Origin of the sequence: Ramlibacter sp. (assembly GCF_035548915.1) — a bacterium.
GTDB lineage: Bacteria > Pseudomonadota > Gammaproteobacteria > Burkholderiales > Burkholderiaceae_C > Ramlibacter.
In genome coordinates this window covers 190,000-207,447 of record NZ_DASZSE010000018.1, presented here as the reverse complement: position 1 = coordinate 207,447, position 17,448 = coordinate 190,000, and the positions used below count along the sequence as shown (strand labels likewise).

Here is a 17,448-nt window from a genome sequence, read left to right as displayed (position 1 = left end):
CTTGTACGCTGCTCGACGATACATCCGGTTTCATGCATTCCACCAGATGCTCCCCTCGACCCAGGCCACGGCAATGACCGGTCCCGGCGGCATCGACATGAGCGATGCGCTGTACGCGAGCGAAACGACAAGAGTCTTTCGCCTGGGCGATGCCTCGGCCGCGAACCGGCTGATCTGCAAGGAATACCTCGGCTCCAACGCGGAGCGGCGGCTGCACAACGAAGCGGGCATGCTCGCGCGGATGGGCGGCATCGAAGGCGTCGTCCAGCTCGCCCAGGGCAGGGGCCCGCCCGGCGTGCTCGCGCTGCAGGATATCGGCGGCACGAGTCTGGCCCAGGCGATGTCCGCTGGCGCGTTCGATCCCGCCACGGTGCTCTCGCTGGCCATTCAGCTTGCGCGCATCCTGGCCGAAGTCCATCGCGCCGGCGTCATCCATCGGGACATCAACCCGGCGAACATCCTGCTGTCGCCCGAGGGACGGCCGGTGCTGATCGACTTCGACATCGCCGTCCTGGCGGAGTCGCAGTGGTCTCTCGCGCAGAACGCGCGCATCGCGGGCACCCTGGCCTATCTCGCACCCGAGCAGACCGGCCGCACCGGCCACGCCGTGGACCAGCGCTCCGATCTCTATGCACTCGGCGTGACGCTCTACGAGTTCACCTGCGGCAAGCCGCCGTTCGAGGCGACGGACGCCCTGCAGCTCATCCACGATCACCTGGTGCGCGAACCGGTGGCGCCGTCGGGGTCCGGCGCGAGCCTGCCGCTCGCGCTCTCCGCGGTCATCATGCGCCTGCTGGCCAAGGCCCCGGAGCAGCGCTACCAGAGCGCGGAGGGGCTGCTGCACGATCTGCTGCGGGTCCGGTCGGACGTCCTGTCGGGCCGCGACACGCTCTTCGTGTTGGGCGAGCGGGACTTCCCCGCCCGGATCGCGCCGCCGCGCGAGCTGATCGGACGCGACGAGCAGCGCGCGCTGCTGCGAAGCGCCTTCGACGATCTCGGGCGTTCGCCCCGCACGGTGCTGGTCGCGGGGGCGGCCGGCGTGGGCAAGAGCGCCCTCATCGACGAATTGAGGCCCATCGCGGCGGCCGCGGGCGGCTGGTTCGTGCAGGGCAAGTTCGACCAGTTCCAGAAGGAAGGGGCCACGGCCGGTGGGCTCACGCAGGCGGGGCGGGCGCTCGGCAGACTGCTGCTCGCGCTGCCGCGCGATGACCTGGCGGCGCAGCGCGAGCGCATCCTGAAGCGGCTCGGCCGGGGCGCGGGCGTGATGACGCGGACGCTGCCGGAGCTTGCGCTTCTGCTCGGGGAACAGCCCCGCGCAACCGAGGTCGACCCGCCCGAGGCGGAACTGCTCGTGCAGCAAGCCACGGTGGACCTGCTCGCGGCGGTCGCCTCACCCGAGCGCCCGCTCGTGCTCGTGCTGGACGACCTGCAGTGGGCGGGTGCGCTGTCGCTGCGCGCATTCGGGCGTCTCATGCGCGAGCCGGGGCTTTCCGGGCTCCTGCTGGTCGGCGCGTATCGGGGGGACGAACTGGATGCCGGCCATGCTCTCGTGCCGCTGCTCGCGCAGTGGCGCGAACAGCCCGATCCCCCCGTGTCCATCGCGCTCGAAGGCCTCGACGAAGAAGGCATGGCCGAACTCGCCGGACGGATGCTGCGCCTCGAAGGCGGCGCTGCGCGACGGCTCGGACGCGCGCTGGGCGCCCTCACGCACGGCAATCCGTTCGACACGGTGGAGATGGTCAACGCCTTACGCCGCGAAAGCGTGCTCCGGCTCGCCGAGCACGGCTGGGAATGGGACGATGGGGCGATCCGCCGGTTTGTCGACCGAGGCAACGTCGTGGATCTGCTGGCCGCGCGCATCGCGCGGCTGCCGCCGGCTACCCGCGCCGTGCTGCAGGCCATGAGCTGCCTCGGCAGCACGGTGGAGTGCGAACTGCTCGCCGCGTCCGCGGGCATCGACGCCGCGGGCCTGCGCGATCTGCTGCGTGCCGCGCTGGACGACGGCTTGCTGCTCGCGGATTCCCTCGCTCCGGCGGACACCGTGCACTTCCGGCATGACCGCGTGCAGCAGGCCGTGCTGGACGCGATGGACGCCGCCGCCCGGTCCGCGCTGCAGCTCGCCATGGCGAGGCGGCTGGCCCGCGAAGCCCGCTACGAAGCCGAGGCCGCGCAGCAGTACCTCGCCTGCTTCGAGCTGCTGGATGCGCACGAGGAACGGCGCCGCGCCGCGCATCTCTTCCACCAGCTCGCGCGCAAGCTCGTCAACGGCGCGAGCTATCCGCTTGCCGAACGCTACCTCGCCGCCGCCGCTTCGCTCCTCGCCGCCGTCAACGATCCGGCCGATGCGGCGCTGCGCGATGCGATCGACATGGGCCGGCATGCCGCGCTCTATTGCCTGGGGCGGCTGGAGGAGTCGGACGCGCTGTACGCCGCGATCGAAGCGCGCACGGTGGACCCGCTGGACCTCCTCGAGCCCGCGTGCCTGCAGATTCGCAGCGTGTTCCAGCGCGAGCTCATGGGCGATGCGCTGCATCTGGGGCTGCGGCTGCTCGCACGCCTCGGCCTGGAAGCGCCGCCCGACTACGGCGCGGCCGATGCCGACCGGCGGCTCGACGCGCTCCTCGACTGGATCCGGCAGGACGCACGCGTCGATCACGCGACGCGGCCCCGGATCGCGCAGCCGCGGCTCCTCGCCATCGCCAAGCTCCTGAGCCGCACCGCGCGCCCGGCGCATGCCTTCCCGGACAAGCGGCCGCTGGTATGGGTGCTGCTGGAAGGCCAGCGCCTCTGGGCCGAACACGGTCCGAGTCCGGAACTGATCGCATGCCTCGGCCGGATGAGCACGATGCTGCTGAGCGTCCGCCAGGATTTCGCCTGCGGCTACGAGATCGCGCGGCACGTCCTCACGGTGGGCGAAACGCTCGGCTGGGAGCCGCACGCCTCCGAAGCTCGCAACATGTTCGCGAGCACGTCGTGCCACTGGTTCGAGCCGCTCGAAAACGCCTATCACCACGCGCGGCGCGCCTACGAGGGCATGCAGACGGAAGGCGACCTCGCCTATGCCGGGTACGTTCACCGCACCGTCATCACGACCACGCTCGAGATCGCGCCGACGCTCGACGCCGCCGACGCCGCGATGGGCACCGCCATGGTCCTCGCGCAACGCGCGGGCAACACGAGCCTGGAGGCGTTGAACACCGGCGAGCGGCAGTTGATTCGCGCATTGCGGGGCCAGACCCGCGCCCCCGGCTCGTTCAGCGACGACCGGTTCGACGAAGAGGCCTATCTCGCCCGCATCGAGGCCATCCCCTTCGTCAAGAACGCCTATCTCTCCCGCCGCATGCTGGGTGCGCTCCTCTTCGGCGACACGGCGACGCTGCAGCGGCATTCGGGCTACGTGATGGCCGTCATGTCGGTTGTTCCGGGCTACTACATCTCGGTGCACGCCAATCTGTGCACGGCGCTCGGGTGCGCGTGGCGGCTGCAGCAGGCGCGCGACGATCCCGGGCTCGACCGTGCCGCGCTGCTCGCTCGGCTCGAGACCTGCTCGCGCTGGCTGGAAGGCCGGGCCGCGGATCAGCCGCACAACTTCGGCCATCTCGCGCGGCTCGTGCAGGCCGAGGCGGCGTGGGCGCGGGGCGAGACGCTGAAGGCGGCCACCGCGTTCGATGCCGCCCTCACCGAAGTGCAGAGCCGCCATCGCCCCTGGCACAGCGCCCTCGTCACCGAACGGGCGGGTCTCTTCCAGTCGACGCATGGCCTCTCGCACACGGGCCGCAAGCTTCTGGCCGAAGCGCGGGACCACTACGAAAGCTGGGGCGCGTCGGGCAAGGTGGCTCGCATGGAGCAGGATCATCCCTTCCTCCAGCGCGGCTCGCCGGTCGCCGGGGCGGCGGGGCAAGGCGCCGGGCCGCGCATTTCCGTGCGCAGCACCAACACCTTGAGCGTTTCCTCCGACGCGCTGGACCTGATGGGCGTGCTGCGCGCCTCGCAGGCCCTGAGCTCGGAGACGAGCCGCGAGCGTCTCGCCGCGCGGGTGACCGACGTCCTCGCCACCCTGAGCGGCGCGACGAAGGTGCTGGTGCTCTCCTGGAGCGACGAGCAGTGGTGGCTGCTGCCGACGACGCCCTCGGGCGCGGTGCTGAGCGCCACCGAAGCGGCCCAAAAAGGCCTGCTGCCCTTGTCGGCCCTGCGCTATGCGGAGCGCACGCACGAGCCGCTGCTCGTGGACGACGCGCCGCGCGACGGCCGCTTCGCGCTCGATCCGTACTTCGCCGGCGTTGCCGTGTGCTCGCTCTTGCTCGTGCCCATCGCCAACCAGGGCGGCGTGCGTGCCATGGTGCTGCTGGAAAGCCGCCAGGGACGCGGCGCATTCAATGGGGAGCGGCTCGATGCGGTGATGCTCATCGCCGGACAGCTCGCCGTCTCGCTGGTGAATGCCCAGCTCTACGAAAGCCTGGAGCAGCGCGTGCACGAACGCACGCGGCAGCTGCAGCAGATGCAGGCGAAGCTCGTGTCCACCGCGCGGCGCGCGGGCATGGCCGAAATCGCCAACAACGTTCTGCACAACATCGGCAATGTGCTCAACAGCATCAACGTCTCCGCGGGCGTGATGCGCCGCACGATCGACAACTCGCGCGTCGACGGCCTCGCGCGCGCCGTGGCGCTGATGAGAGAGCATGAGCACGACCTGCAGGATTTCGTGCAGAACGACAGGCGTGGGAAGGCCCTGCTCGTCTATCTGGAGGAGCTTGCGCGGACGCTTCGCGCGGAGCAGCTGACGACGCTTGCCGACCTCGATCGCCTCGCGAGCAGCGTGGACCACGTGAGCCACGTCGTGGCGCGGCAGCAGTCGCATGCCGGCCCTTCCAGCGTGGTGGAGAGGGTGCGCCCGCACGAACTCGTGGAAGAGGCGCTGCGCATGAGCGCCGGCGCGATCGCGCAGCGCTCGATCGCGATCGAGCGGCGCTACCGGGACGTGCCCCCCGTGCCGCTCGACCGGCCGCGCCTGCTGCAGATCCTCGTGAATCTCATCTCGAATGCCGCTCAGGCCATGGAAGGCATTCCCGAGGACATGCGACGGATCACGCTGGACAGCGAAGTCGTCGCACGGGACGACGCGGGCGAGCGCCTGCGCATCGCGGTGCGGGATACGGGCGAAGGCATCACGCAGGACAACCTGAAGCGTCTCTTCGCGCACGGATTCACGACGCGCAGGGACGGCCACGGCTTCGGCCTGCACAGCAGTGCCCTCGCGGCCATGGAAATGGGCGGGCGGCTCGCGGCGCAAAGCGACGGCCCGGGCCGCGGGGCGCTTTTCGTGCTGGAGCTGCCGATGCCGGCCGAGGACGAGCCGGATACCCTCAGCGCTTGATGCCGAAAGCCCCGAGCATCTGCTCCGTCTGCTTTTGCACCTGCTCCTGCATCTTTTCGAGCATCTGCTTCGACTGCTCGGCGTAGCTGCCCATGAAGCCCTGCATGAGCGGGTTCTGCGCGTTCATGAACTGCGCCCACACCTCGGGCGCGATGTTCTTCGACTGTTCGGCGAGCTGCTTTTGCAAGTCGGTGAAGGCCTGCACGTTCTTTTCGAGGTAGCTGCCCATGAAGCCCTGCATGGCGTGGCCGTAGAAGCGGATGATGTTGGCGAGCGCCGCTTCGCTGAACATCGGCGCGCCGCCCGCTTCTTCTTCGAGGATGATCTGCAGCAGGATGGCGCGCGTGAGGTCGTCGTTCGTCTTCGCGTCGCGCACGACGAAGGATTCGCCCTCCATCACGAGCTGCTTCACGTCGGCGAGCGTGATGTACGTGGAGGTGTCGGTGTCGTAGAGGCGGCGGTTCGGGTACTTCTTGATCACGCGTTGCGCCGGTCGGGGCGCGCCGCTCGTCTTCTTGGCAGTCACGAGGCGATTCTCCTGTGCCGCCTTCCCGCGGCTCGCGCTTCTAGTGCATTGCAGCAGATTCTAGGGAGCGAGACCTTGGCGCATGCCAAGGTTTACCCTGAAGGGGTGCGTGCCGTCGAAAGAGGAATGGTAGGCGCGATTGGACTCGAACCAACGACCCCCACCATGTCAAGGTGGTGCTCTAACCAGCTGAGCTACGCGCCTGGGTGTTGAGCCGACGATTGTAGCAGGAGCGACGACCTACCTCCTCGGCTGCGGATCCGATGGCGGCCCGCCAAGATCCTCGAGATGCATAGCCCCCCACGATCAGGTACTCAGCCCCGTTGGCGGCGAGTGATGCGGCAAACTCTTTGAAGTCCTTGGTCAGCATCGGACAGTTCCGGATGTCGCTGCAGCCTCAGGGCCTCGACGGCCGCGATACGGGCTTCGATCGGCTGGGCCAGCCAGTAGGCCAGATTCTTCTGCGCCTGCGACGGGTCCCTGAGCGAATGTTTCGCGACCACAGGTTCCATGTCCGCGATTGTCCTTCACATCCCGCGCGGCTTCAACGCCGCCGCGCCGAGCGCACCCCATTCACTTCCGCCACCAGCGTCAGCACCTTCGCGAGCCGGGCCGAATCGGCGACTTCCACCGTGAACATCATCCACGCCGTCCCCCGCACGGACTGCGTCTGCACGCCGACCACGTTCATCTTCTCCTTCGCGAACACCTCCGAGATGTCGCGCAAAAGCCCCTGGCGGTCCGACGCCTCCACGGCGACATCCACCGGGTAGACCGGGCCGCCATCCACCGTGCCCTTGCCTTCGCCTTTGCCCCAGTCCACCTCGATCACGCGTTCGGGCGACTTCGCCGCCATCTCGCGGAAGTTCGCGCAGGTCGCGCGGTGGATCGTGACGCCCTTGCCGCGCGTGACGAAGCCGCGGATCGCATCCGGCGGCGCCGGCTTGCAGCACTTCGCAAGCTGCGTCATGAGCGAATCGACGCCCACCACGAGCACGCCGCCCTTGGGCGACTTCTCCGGCGCGCGCGGCTTCTTCAGAAGGAACTCGTCCTGCGGCAGCGGCTCGGCATGCGGCTTCAGCACGGCCTCGATCTGCTTCAGCGAGAACTCGTCCTTGCCGACCACGGCGAAGAGGTCCTCCGCCGACTTGAACCCGAGCTGCTCCGCGAGCACCTCCAGCTTGATCGCGGTGCGGCCTTCGCGCTGCAGGAGCTTTTCCACGAGTTCGCGCCCGCGCGCCACCGTCTCGTGGCGCTGCTGCTCGTTGAACCACGCACGCACTTTCGCCCGTGCGCGATGGCTCGCAAGAAAGCCCAGGTCCGCGTTGAGCCAGTCGCGCGAGGGCCCGCCTTCCTTCGCCGCGACGATTTCCACCGTCTGGCCGTTTTGCAGCGGCGTGTTGAGCGGCACCATCGCGCCGTCCACGCGCGCGCCGCGGCAGCGGTGGCCGAGGCTCGTGTGCACCGAGTACGCGAAGTCCACGGGCGTCGCACCCTGCGGCAGTTCCACGATGGAAGCCTGCGGCGTGAGGACGTAGATGCGGTCCTCGAAGAGCCCTTGCGGCGATGCGCCCGAGAGGTCGCGCTCCCACGCGAGGAGTTGCCTCAGCACCGCGATCTTCGCGTCGTACTCGCTCGAGGCGCTCACGCCGCCATAGCCCTTGGCGCCCGCTTCCTTGTAGGCCCAGTGCGCCGCCACGCCATGCTCGGCGTGTTCGTGCATCGCGCGCGTGCGAATCTGGATCTCGATGGCGCGCCCCTGCTCGTCGCGCACGATCGTGTGCAGCGACTGGTAGCCGTTCGGCTTGGGCCGGGCGATGTAGTCGTCGAACTCCTCCACGAGCGGCGTGAAGCGCGAATGCACCCACGAGAGCGCCGCGTAGCAGTCCTTCACCTCGGGCACGATCACGCGCAGCGCGCGAATGTCGAACACCTTCTCGAAGTCGAGCGACTTGCCGCGCATCTTCTTCACGATGCTGTAGATGTGCTTGGGCCGGCCGTGCACTTCGGCATGGATGCCCTGCGACTTCAGCTCGGCCGCGAGCCGCGAACGCAGCTGCTCCACGTACTCTTCGCGCTCGACGCGCTTTTCGTCCAGCAGCTTCGCCACACGCTTGTAGGTGTCGGGCTCGAGGAAGCGGAAGGCGAGGTCTTCCATTTCCCACTTCATCTGCCAGATGCCCAGCCGGTTGGCGAGCGGCGCGAACACCTCGAGCGATTCGCGCGCGACGCTCGCGGGGCACGGCAGCTTCGTCTGCGCGTGATAGCGAAGCGTCTGCAGGCGCGAGGCGAGCCGCAGCAGCACCACGCGCAAGTCGCGCGAGAAGGCGAGCAGCATCTTGCGCACGTTTTCCGTCTGCACGCGCGGATCGGGCGCGAGCTGCGCGGCATCGTCCGCGTCGCGCGAGCGCCGCTGCACGCGCACGAGCTTGGTCGTCTCGATCGCGAGCGCGGCGTAGCTGTCGCCGAAGGCCTTGGCGATCACGTCCTCGGGCTTGGCGAGATGCGGCGCCGCGTAGACGAGATAGCTCGCGGCCTGCATCGCCTCGGAGCCGCCCATGCCTTTGAGGATCGCCGCGACGGCATCCGCATGCGCGAGCGTGTTCTCGCCCGTGTCGAGCGTCTCGCCCGCGATGAACGGCTCGGCGAACGCGCGCGCCCGGTGCAGCGCGTCCGCCTGGCGCGGCAACGCCTGCTCGGTCGCCGCGATCAGCTCGGGGACCGCCTCAACCTGTTCCGCCTGGTGGCTTTTCATCGGCGGGTGAATCCGGCGCGAGGAGAAACGAGGCCACGGCCTCGACCTGGTCGGGAGCGACGAGGGTGGGCGCGTGACCCACGCCTTCGAATTCGACGACCTCCGCTTTCGGCCCGCGGCAGGTCATTTCCATGGCGGTCTCGCGCGCGAGGAGGTCGGACTGCGCGCCGCGCGTGAGCAGCGTGCGAGCGCGAATGTTGTCGTAAAGGCCCCAGATCGTCGCCTGCCCCTGCGCCGCGGTTTCGGGCGTGAGCGCCTTGATGGGAACAGCCACCGCCGGGTCGTAGTGCAGCTTCCAGCCGCCATCCTCGTGCGGCCGCAGCATGGGGCGGCTCAGGGCCAGCCATTGCTCGCGCGTATGGGGCCCGAAGGTATGCGAGATCGCCCACATCGCGTCGGCGGCTTCTTCCTCGCTCTGGAAGTGCCCGACCTGGCCCGCGTAGCTTTGCAGCCGGGCGACGAACGCCCACTGCACGACCGGGCCCACGTCGTTCAGCACCAGCCTGCGCACGGCAGCCGGCAGCGGCAGGTTCGGCGTGCCGCAGACGGCCATGCCGATCAGGCCGCCCATGCTCGTGCCGACCCAGTCGAGCTTTTCGATCGGCGACTGCGCGTGAAGCTGCCCGAGGAGTTGCAGCGTGTCCATCACGTACGTAGGTATTTCGTAGCCGGCGGGGTCGGCGAGCCAGTCGCTCTTGCCGCGCCCGACGACGTCGGGACACACGACGCGCACCTTGCCGCACGAGCGCTCGACGAGCGCCTGCGCGAGCGTGTCGAAGTCGCGGCCCTGCCGGAAGAGGCCGTGCACGCAGAGCACCACATGCCCGGCCCGCGGGTCGCCCCACTCCCAGTAAGCCATGCGATGGCCGGGGCCCTTGTCGGGACAGGATACGTAGTTCAGCTTAGGGTCGGCCATGGCGCCAGAAAAACATCGATACTTGAAATGTCGGCTTCCATCCTACCAATCTCACGACGGAGAGAACACATGCTGAAGGGCAAGACCGCACTCGTCACGGGTTCCACGAGCGGCATCGGGCTGGGCATCGCGAAGGCGCTCGCGCGAGAAGGCGCGAACATCGTCCTGAACGGCTTCGGCGACACCGAGGGGCCGAAGGCCGAAGTCGCCGCGCTCGGCGTGAAAGCGGCCTACCACGGCGCGGACATGAGCAAGCCCGCCGAGATCGAGGACATGATGAAATATGCCGCCGCGCAGTTCGGCCGCGTCGACATCCTCGTGAACAACGCGGGCATCCAGCACGTCGCCCCGGTGGAGGACTTTCCGCCCGAGAAGTGGGACGCGATCATCGCGATCAACCTCTCGAGCGCCTTCCATGCCTCGCGCCTCGCGATTCCCGCGATGAAGTCGGCCAACTGGGGACGCATCATCAACGTCGCATCCGTGCACGGGCTCGTGGCGTCGGCGCAGAAATCGGCCTACGTCGCTGCCAAGCATGGGCTGGTGGGCTTCACCAAGGTCACCGCGCTCGAACTCGCGACCACCGGCGTCACGTGCAACGCGATCTGTCCGGGCTGGGTGCTCACGCCGCTCGTGCAAAAGCAAGTCGATGCGAAGGCGTCCGCCCAGGGACTCTCCGACGAGGAAGCGAAGAGGCAACTCCTCGCGGAGAAGGAGCCGTCGCTGCAATTCACGACGCCGCAGGAACTGGGCGAGCTCGCGGTGTTCTTCTGCTCCGACGCCGCGAAGAACGTGCGCGGCGTGGCGTGGAACATGGATGGAGGCTGGGCGGCGCAGTGATATGCGCGCGGGCGCCTAGCGAAGCTGCACCGAACCCGAAACCGTCACCGTCACCGAAGCGCGCCCCGCCTCCACCGGGATCGGCGCCGCCGCGCCTTCGGCGGCCATGGCCTGGCGCATCATCACCGGCCGCGGATAGCCCGCATCGCTATCTTGCACACTCACTTCGCGCAACGTGTAGCCGCTGAAGCCGAACGCCTTCGCGAGCTCGATCGCACGCGACTTGAACCGCTCGATCGCAATCGCCTGCGCTTCGCCCTCGACCTTCGCGCGCTGCTCGCGGCTGAGCCCGAAGCCGGCTCCCGCAAGCGTCATGGTCTGGATGCGCCCCGCAGCCTGCGTGATGCGGGCGAAGTCGCGGCCTTCGAGCACCAGCTCGGCCTGGCCCTGCCAGCCATTGAGCTTGCCGTCGCGCGAATTGCGCGGATAGATCGCGAAATTGCCGGTACGCACATCGAGCTGGCCGGGCGACGCGGACTTGCGCGCCTCGTTCAGTGCCGCATCGAGCGCCGTCCTGAGCTGGCTTTGCACGAGCGCCGGGTCCGCGCCCTCGCGCGTCGTGTTCAGGTGCAGCGACAGCAAGTCCTGCGAGACCTCCACGACACCGCTCGCGCTCAGCTGCAGCACGTTTTGCGCAGGCGCCGACGCTCCTTGCGCGAATGCGCCCGTGCAGCACGCCGCCAGCGCGCACAAGAGCAGGAGGCGCTTCAATTCGCGCGGCCCCGAGGCGTCACGTCCACGCCCCCGTGCGGCTGCGAGAGCTGGCGGCGCAGTTCGGCGCGCTGCTCGGGCGTGAGGTGGCGCGGATATTCGGCGGGCCCCAGCTTCATCGTGTTGATCTGGCGCACCGTCGAGCGCAAGTCCGGCGAGGCAATCGCCTGGGCTGCCGGCGCGCGCAAGCTCGCCCACTGCAGCCGCTGCGCCTTCGCGCCCGTGGTCGTGAGGGAAGCCGCGACCGAGGCCGCGAACAAGGCAAGGCACTTCTCGAATCTCATGTCTCGTATTTCAACGGCATCCCGGCCCGCCGGTTCACTTCCGTCCCAGCGAAGAGCCGCCGGGTGGGGCAACATATGTAACACTGTGTCAGACCCCTTTGGATTTCTCGCATCGGCAGTGACAAAGCCCTTCAGAATCGGCTCAGTTACAAATCGGATTGTGGAGCATCATGACTCAGACAGCAGCCCGCACGGACAAGATACTGGTGGTGGACGACGACGCGCGCATCCGTGACCTGTTGCGCCGCTACCTCACGCAGGAGGGCTTCGAAGTCATCCTTGCCGAAGACGGCAAGGCGCTCAATCGCCTGATGCTTCGCGAGACCGCGGACCTGATCGTGCTCGACCTCATGATGCCCGGCGAGGACGGCCTGTCCATCTGCCGGCGCCTGCGCGCGGCCAACGACCGCACGCCCATCATCATGCTCACCGCCAAGGGCGAGGACGTGGACCGCATCGTGGGGCTGGAAGTCGGCGCCGACGACTATCTCGGCAAGCCCTTCAACCCGCGCGAGCTGCTCGCGCGCGTGCATGCCGTGCTGCGCCGCCGCCCCGCGCAGGAAGCGCCGGGCGCGCCGTCGAGCGACAACGAAGTCGTGAGCTTCGGCCCGTTCGCCTTCGACCTGGGCGCGCGCACGCTGCGCAAGAACGGGGATGAACTGCCGCTCACCACGGGCGAATTCGCGATGCTGAAGGCGCTCGTGCGGCACCCGCGCCAGCCGCTGTCGCGCGAAAAGCTCGCGCAGCTCGCGCGCGGGCGCGAGTTCGAGCCGTTCGACCGCAGCCTCGACGTGCAGGTGTCGCGCCTGCGCAAACTGATCGAATCCGACCCGGCTTCGCCGCGATTCATTCAGACCGTATGGGGCGTGGGGTATGTGTTCGTGCCGGACGGCGCGGGCTAAACTGAGCGGATGATCCGAGGCGTTCCCCACGGCATCGAAGCCACCGGCCCGGCTCCGCTCGAAACGGGGCCCGCGCCACTCGAGATGCGCCCGCGCCTGGGCCTGTCGCTTTTCTGGCGCACGTTCTTCCTGCTCTCGATCCTTCTCATCGGGTCCATCGTCGCCTGGCTGCAGACGTTTCGCGCGCTCGAACTCGAACCGCGCGCGGTGCAGACGGCGCAGCAGATCGCCTCGCTCGTGAACCTGAGCCGCGCCGCGCTCGTGCACGCCGACCCGATCGCGCGCGTATCGCTGATCAAGACGCTTGCCGACCAGGAGGGCGTGCGCATCGTGCCGCGCGAGCCGGTCGACATCTACACCCCGATCACGGGCACGCAGATGGACCAGCGCATCGTCGACGAACTCGTGACGCGCCTCGGCGCGGGCACGGTGATGGCGAGCAGCGTGAATGGCGAACAGGGTCTGTGGATCGGCTTTCGCATCGACGTGGACCACTACTGGATGCTGCTGGATCGCAACCGCTTCATGCAGGCGGGCGGGCGCACGTGGCTTGCGTGGCTGATCACCGCGGCCGGGCTCTCGCTGGCGGGGGCGGCGGTGATCGCGCGTCTCATCAACCGGCCGCTGAAGCAGCTTTCGTTCGCGGCGAGCCGCGTGCGCGACGGCGACTTCGACGCGAGCCGGCTCGACGAGAAGGCGGCGACGCCCGAAATCCGCGAGGTGAACATCGGCTTCAACCGCATGGCGCAGCAGCTCGCGAAGATCGAACAGGACCGCGCGGTGATGCTGGCCGGTATCTCGCACGACCTGCGCACGCCGCTCGCGCGCCTCCGGCTCGAAACGGAGATGAGCGTCGCCGACCCCGACGCGCGCGAGCACATGGCGGCCGACATCGACCAGCTCGACGCCATCATCGACAAGTTCCTGGACTACGCGCGGCCCGATCATGCGGAACTGAAGCCCGTGTCGCTGAACGACGTGATCGAAGCGTGCATCTACGCGATCCAGGATCATGGCGACATCCGCATCAATCTCGACATCTCGCCCGGCCTTTACGTGCTGGCCGACGAAGTCGAGCTCGCCCGCGTCGTGTCCAACCTGCTGGAGAACGCCCGGCGCTACGGCAAGACGCCCGAGACGGGCATCGCGGTGGTGGACATCGCCGCGAAGTCGCGCAACGAATGGGTGCTGCTGAAGGTGCGCGACCACGGCATGGGCGTGTCGGCGGACGCGCTGCCGAATCTCGTGAAGCCGTTTTTCCGTGGGGATGCGGCGCGCACGGCCGCGACGGGCGCGGGTCTGGGCCTCGCGATCGTCGACAAGACGGTGCAGCGCATGGGCGGGATCTTCGCGCTCGCGAATACGACTTCCGGCGGACTCGCGGCGCACATCAAGCTGCAAAAGCCCAAGGCCGACGGCAGCCCGCAGATGCCGAGCGACGACGAGCGGCAGATCTCGAACTTCCCGGAGATCGCGGAAGGGTGACGGTTGCGGTGGGGTGCCCTTCGGTGACCCCGGTTACCCCACCCTACGAGGCCGATGATGCTCCCTCTCCCCCCCGGGGGAGAGCGAAGCGAGGGGGCCGGGTTGGGGTGAAGGGGTTCGTGATGCCGGAGCCGTTTCACGGCCACGACACATTCCTGCCATCCAATGGCAGCTCATGCGCCGACCACCGCTTTCGCATCCCTCCCAGTGAGCGGGGGCGTCCTCCTGCTGTTCGCGGCCCAGTTCCTCTCGGGCCTCGCCGACAACGCCCTCCTGGTCGTCACGATCGCGCGCCTGCTCGAACTGCACGAGGCTGCATGGCTCGCCCCCATGCTGAAGCTCTTCTTCACCGTCGCGTACGTCGTGCTCGCGCCCTTCGTGGCCGCGCTCGCCGACCGCTGGCCCAAGGGCCGCGTGATGCTTTACAGCAACCTGCTGAAGGGCCTCGCCTGCGCGGGCATCCTCTGCGGCATCGACCCGCTTGTGGCGTTCGCGCTCGCGGGCTTCGGTGCAGCCTGCTACTCGCCCGCCAAGTACGGACTCGTCACGGAACTCGTGCCGGCCGACGCGCTGGTGCGGGCCAACGGCGTGCTCGAAGTCACGACCGTCTCGGCGATCATCCTCGGTACCGTCCTCGGTGGGATCCTCGCAAGCCCGGGCTTCACGGCATGGCCGATCCTCGATGCGGTGGACCGCGCGATGCCGATCTCGACCCAACTCGGCCCGGGCATGCTCGCCGTGCTGGCTCTGTACCTCCTCGCCGGCGCGGTGAATCTCGCGATGCCGCAAGGGGTTGCGCGAACCGCGCACGCGCCATGGCAGGCGATCGCGCTCGTGCGCCGCTTCGTGCACGCCAACACCACGCTGTGGCGCGATCCGCTGGGCGGCATGTCGCTCGCCGTCACGACGGTCTTCTGGGGCGCGGGGGCGACGCTGCAGTTCGTGGTGCTCGCCTGGGCGTGCAGCTCGCTCAAGCTCGGTCTCGACCAGGCGGCGTATCTGCAAGGCGTGGTCGCGGCCGGCATCACCCTCGGTGCCGCCGCGGCGGGCCGCTGCGTGAGCCTGCGGCATGCGCCGCGCGTGCTGCCGCTTGGCATTCTCATGGGTCTTTCGGTGCCGCTGCTGCTGCTCGTGAAGACCGTTGCGCTCGCGATCCCGCTGCTTGCCACCGTCGGCGCGCTCGCGGGGTTCTTTCTCGTGCCGATGAACGCGTTGCTGCAGCATCGCGGCTTGCTGCTCCTCCATCCCGGCGAGTCCATCGCGGTGCAGAACTTCAACGAGAACCTGTGCGTGCTCGCGATGCTCGCCGCGTATTCCTCGCTGGTGGCCAGCCGCTGGCCGCTTCACGCCCTCGTCTTCGCATTCGGCGGCCTCGTGGCGGCCTGCGTGACGTGGGTGATGCTGCGGCAGCGCGCCGCCGACGCCACCGTGTCCACACCCTGACGCAACTTCCGCACGCCCATCACGATGAAACTCACGATCGCCACCGATGCCTGGGAGCCGCAAGTGAACGGCGTGGTCCGCACGCTGAAGATGACCACGCGCGAGCTGCAGCGCATGGGCTACACGCTGCAGATCCTCTCGCCGCAGCAGTTCCGGCGCATACCCTGCCCCACGTATCCGGAGATCGCGCTGGCCCTCACCACGCGCGAGCGCGTCGCGCGCCTCATCGACGAGTTCGATCCGGATTGCCTGCACATCGCCACCGAAGGCCCGCTCGGCTGGATGGCGCGCAGCATCGCGATCGAACGCGACTGGCCCTTCACGACCGCGTATCACAGCCGCTTTCCCGAGTACGTGCACGCGCGGTTTCGCCTGCCGACGCGCTGGAGCTATGCGCTGCTGCGCAAGTTCCACAACGCGGCACACGCCACGCTCGCGCCCACGCCCGCGATCATCGACGACCTGCGCGAGCGCGGCTTCACGCGCGCGACGCTCTGGACGCGCGGGGTGAACCACGAACTGTTCCGCCCCGACGGCTCGCGCGTGGAGCGCGGCGCCGCGCCGGTGTTTCTCTACGTCGGCCGGCTCGCGGTGGAAAAGCAGGTCCACAGGTTTCTCGAGCTCGATCTGCCCGGCGAAAAATGGGTGGCGGGCGTCGGCCCCGCGATGGCGAAGCTGAAGGCGCGCTTTCCCCAGGCACGCTGGTTCGGCCTGCTCGATGGCGATTCGCTCGCGGCGGTTTACCGGTCCGCGGACGTGATGGTGTTCCCGAGCGTCACCGACACCTTCGGCCTCGTGATGGTCGAATCGATGGCATGCGGCACCCCGGTCGCGGCCTACCCGGTGCCGGGCCCGCTCGACGTGGTGGGACGCGATTCGGAAGGCGGCGCTCTGCACGAAGACCTGCGGCTCGCATGTCTGGGCGCCCTCGCCCTTCCCCGCGAAGGCGTGCTGCGCCACGCGCAGCAGTTCACGTGGGCCGTCGCCACGCAGCAGTTCGCGCAGGCGCTCAAGCCCTGGAAGCGTCAGGCCGCCGTGAGCAGCACGACCGCGCGCGCCTCGATCCCCTGCCCCTGACCGACAGGCCCGAGCCGTTCGCCCGTCTTCGCCTTCACGTTGACCTGTGCCGCTTCGAGGTGCAGGGTTTCGGCGATGCGTGCGCGCATGGCATCGATATGGGGCGCAAGACGCGGCGCCTGCGCCAGCACGGTGCTGTCGACGTTCGCGATCTCCCAGCCCGCGGCGCGCACGCGCTCGGCCGCTTCGCGCAGCAGCACGGTGGAATCCGCGCCCTTGAATCGCAGGTCGGTGTCGGGAAAGTGCCGGCCGATGTCGCCGAGGCCCGCCGCGCCCAGCAGCGCGTCGGTGATCGCGTGCAGGAGCGCATCGGCATCCGAGTGGCCGAGGAGCCCGCGCTCGAACGGAATCTCGACGCCTCCGAGCACGAGCCTGCGTCCCGGCACGAGCGCGTGGATGTCCGAGCCTTCGCCGACGCGCAGCCGCATCAGCGCATGCTCCGCAGCACGGCTTCGGCCATCGCGAAGTCTTCGGGGAACGTCACCTTGAAATTGCTCGCGCCGGACATGACGAGCAGCGGCCGGAAGCCCATCGCCTCGATCGCGCTCGCCTCGTCGGTGACCGAGTCGGACTCGCCCGCGTGCTCCATCGCATGCCGCAGCATCCCCAGGCGGAACATCTGCGGCGTCTGCGCGACCCATTTGTCGTCGCGCGGCAGCGTCTGCACCGCCCGGCCCTCCTTCGCGACCTTGAGCGTGTCGGGCAGCGGATGCGCGAGCAGGCCGCCCACTTCGTCCTCGGCGCATGCGTCGATGAGGCGATCGATCAGCTCGGGCGTGACGAGGCAGCGCGCCGCGTCGTGCACGAGCACCCAGTCGTTGTCGGTGGCGCCCGCGCGGCGCAGTTCGCGCAAGCCCCCGGCCACGCTCGCGGCGCGCGTGGCGCCGCCGCAGGCCACGACGAGGGCCGAGGTGCTCGGGTTGCGTTCGAAGAAACCGTCGCCGGGCGCGACCACGACGAGCGTGCGCGCGATGCGCTGCACCGCGGCGAAGGCGGAAAGGGTGTGCCAGATCATCGGTTGCCCGGCCACGCGTTCGTACTGCTTGGGCCCCGAGGTGCCCGCGCGGCTGCCGTTGCCGGCGCAGGGGATCAGGGCAAAGAATCTTGGATTGGGGGTGTTCGCGTTCATGGCTGT

14 protein-coding genes and 1 tRNA gene are annotated in these 17,448 nt (G+C 68.8%); 6 read left to right on the top strand and 9 right to left on the bottom strand.

Annotated features, from left to right (window positions below; all coding sequences use genetic code 11):
- Positions 1-73 precede the first annotated feature (73 nt).
- Positions 74-5,374, top strand: coding sequence for a trifunctional serine/threonine-protein kinase/ATP-binding protein/sensor histidine kinase (locus VHA82_RS05075; protein WP_325540881.1), 5,301 nt, complete (start codon positions 74-76; stop codon positions 5,372-5,374).
- On the opposite strand, the gene phaR is transcribed toward VHA82_RS05075, so the two are convergent.
- The 5 genes from phaR to VHA82_RS05050 all read right to left on the bottom strand — a co-directional run bounded on the left by phaR (position 5,364) and on the right by VHA82_RS05050 (position 9,571).
- Positions 5,364-5,900, bottom strand: coding sequence for a polyhydroxyalkanoate synthesis repressor PhaR (gene phaR, locus VHA82_RS05070; protein WP_325540880.1), 537 nt, complete (start codon positions 5,898-5,900; stop codon positions 5,364-5,366). The two genes, VHA82_RS05075 and phaR, sit on opposite strands and share 11 nt — an antisense overlap.
- 127 nt (positions 5,901-6,027) lie before the next feature.
- Positions 6,028-6,104 (bottom strand) — tRNA-Val (locus tag VHA82_RS05065).
- A gap of 110 nt (positions 6,105-6,214) precedes the next feature.
- Entirely contained in the window at positions 6,215-6,412 is a 198-nt protein-coding gene (locus tag VHA82_RS05060; RefSeq protein WP_325540878.1) for a hypothetical protein, read from the bottom strand.
- 32 nt (positions 6,413-6,444) lie between these two features.
- Positions 6,445-8,655, bottom strand: coding sequence for a bifunctional (p)ppGpp synthetase/guanosine-3',5'-bis(diphosphate) 3'-pyrophosphohydrolase (locus VHA82_RS05055; RefSeq protein WP_325540876.1), 2,211 nt, complete (start codon positions 8,653-8,655; stop codon positions 6,445-6,447).
- Complete coding sequence (locus VHA82_RS05050) at positions 8,627-9,571, bottom strand: alpha/beta hydrolase (RefSeq protein ID WP_325540874.1); 945 nt, start codon at positions 9,569-9,571, stop codon at positions 8,627-8,629. The genes VHA82_RS05055 and VHA82_RS05050 overlap by 29 nt, the downstream gene beginning before the upstream one ends.
- A gap of 69 nt (positions 9,572-9,640) precedes the next feature.
- Here VHA82_RS05050 and VHA82_RS05045 point away from each other — a divergent pair, with 69 nt between their 5' ends.
- Positions 9,641-10,411 carry a 3-hydroxybutyrate dehydrogenase gene (locus VHA82_RS05045; protein WP_325540872.1) on the top strand — a complete coding sequence of 257 codons (771 nt, stop codon included), beginning with the start codon at positions 9,641-9,643 and terminating at the stop codon, positions 10,409-10,411.
- A gap of 15 nt (positions 10,412-10,426) precedes the next feature.
- Here the strand turns inward: VHA82_RS05045 and VHA82_RS05040 are convergent, their stop codons facing one another.
- Positions 10,427-11,122 carry an SIMPL domain-containing protein gene (locus tag VHA82_RS05040; RefSeq protein ID WP_414708626.1) on the bottom strand — a complete coding sequence of 232 codons (696 nt, stop codon included), beginning with the start codon at positions 11,120-11,122 and terminating at the stop codon, positions 10,427-10,429.
- Positions 11,119-11,406 (bottom strand): hypothetical protein, encoded by a 288-nt coding sequence (locus tag VHA82_RS05035; RefSeq protein WP_325540870.1) that lies wholly within the window; start codon positions 11,404-11,406, stop codon positions 11,119-11,121. Before VHA82_RS05035 ends, VHA82_RS05040 begins: the two co-directional genes overlap by 4 nt.
- A 170-nt stretch (positions 11,407-11,576) precedes the next feature.
- Between VHA82_RS05035 and ompR the strand changes: the two genes are divergently transcribed.
- The 4 genes from ompR (at position 11,577) to VHA82_RS05015 (ending at position 16,313) form a co-directional block, all read left to right on the top strand.
- Complete coding sequence (gene ompR / locus VHA82_RS05030) at positions 11,577-12,308, top strand: two-component system response regulator OmpR (RefSeq protein WP_325540868.1); 732 nt, start codon at positions 11,577-11,579, stop codon at positions 12,306-12,308.
- A 9-nt stretch (positions 12,309-12,317) separates the two neighbouring features.
- Complete coding sequence (locus tag VHA82_RS05025; protein ID WP_325540865.1) at positions 12,318-13,793, top strand: sensor histidine kinase; 1,476 nt, start codon at positions 12,318-12,320, stop codon at positions 13,791-13,793.
- Positions 13,794-14,000: 207 nt separating this feature from the next.
- Complete coding sequence (lplT, locus tag VHA82_RS05020; protein ID WP_325540863.1) at positions 14,001-15,236, top strand: lysophospholipid transporter LplT; 1,236 nt, start codon at positions 14,001-14,003, stop codon at positions 15,234-15,236.
- Between the two features lie 24 nt (positions 15,237-15,260).
- Positions 15,261-16,313, top strand: coding sequence for a glycosyltransferase family 1 protein (locus tag VHA82_RS05015; protein ID WP_325540861.1), 1,053 nt, complete (start codon positions 15,261-15,263; stop codon positions 16,311-16,313).
- Here VHA82_RS05015 and ispF read toward each other — a convergent pair.
- Positions 16,262-16,741 (bottom strand): 2-C-methyl-D-erythritol 2,4-cyclodiphosphate synthase, encoded by a 480-nt coding sequence (gene ispF / locus VHA82_RS05010; protein WP_325540859.1) that lies wholly within the window; start codon positions 16,739-16,741, stop codon positions 16,262-16,264. The two genes, VHA82_RS05015 and ispF, sit on opposite strands and share 52 nt — an antisense overlap.
- A complete protein-coding gene (ispD, locus tag VHA82_RS05005; protein WP_325540858.1) occupies positions 16,741-17,442 on the bottom strand; it encodes a 2-C-methyl-D-erythritol 4-phosphate cytidylyltransferase in 702 nt (233 codons plus the stop codon). Before ispD ends, ispF begins: the two co-directional genes overlap by 1 nt.
- Positions 17,443-17,448 lie beyond the last annotated feature (6 nt).

Excerpts from the sequence above, each read along its gene's own strand:
- VHA82_RS05075 (WP_325540881.1), top strand. The coding sequence starts at position 74 with ATGACCGGTCCCGGCGGCATCGACATGAGCGATGCGCTGTACGCGAGC.
- VHA82_RS05060 (WP_325540878.1), bottom strand. The coding sequence starts at position 6,412 with ATGGAACCTGTGGTCGCGAAACATTCGCTCAGGGACCCGTCGCAGGCG.
- VHA82_RS05055 (WP_325540876.1), bottom strand. The coding sequence starts at position 8,655 with ATGAAAAGCCACCAGGCGGAACAGGTTGAGGCGGTCCCCGAGCTGATC.
- VHA82_RS05050 (WP_325540874.1), bottom strand. The coding sequence starts at position 9,571 with ATGGCCGACCCTAAGCTGAACTACGTATCCTGTCCCGACAAGGGCCCC.
- VHA82_RS05045 (WP_325540872.1), top strand. The coding sequence starts at position 9,641 with ATGCTGAAGGGCAAGACCGCACTCGTCACGGGTTCCACGAGCGGCATC.
- VHA82_RS05035 (WP_325540870.1), bottom strand. The coding sequence starts at position 11,406 with ATGAGATTCGAGAAGTGCCTTGCCTTGTTCGCGGCCTCGGTCGCGGCT.
- ompR (WP_325540868.1), top strand. The coding sequence starts at position 11,577 with ATGACTCAGACAGCAGCCCGCACGGACAAGATACTGGTGGTGGACGAC.
- VHA82_RS05025 (WP_325540865.1), top strand. The coding sequence starts at position 12,318 with ATGATCCGAGGCGTTCCCCACGGCATCGAAGCCACCGGCCCGGCTCCG.
- VHA82_RS05015 (WP_325540861.1), top strand. The coding sequence starts at position 15,261 with ATGAAACTCACGATCGCCACCGATGCCTGGGAGCCGCAAGTGAACGGC.
- ispF (WP_325540859.1), bottom strand. The coding sequence starts at position 16,741 with ATGCGGCTGCGCGTCGGCGAAGGCTCGGACATCCACGCGCTCGTGCCG.
- ispD (WP_325540858.1), bottom strand. The coding sequence starts at position 17,442 with ATGAACGCGAACACCCCCAATCCAAGATTCTTTGCCCTGATCCCCTGC.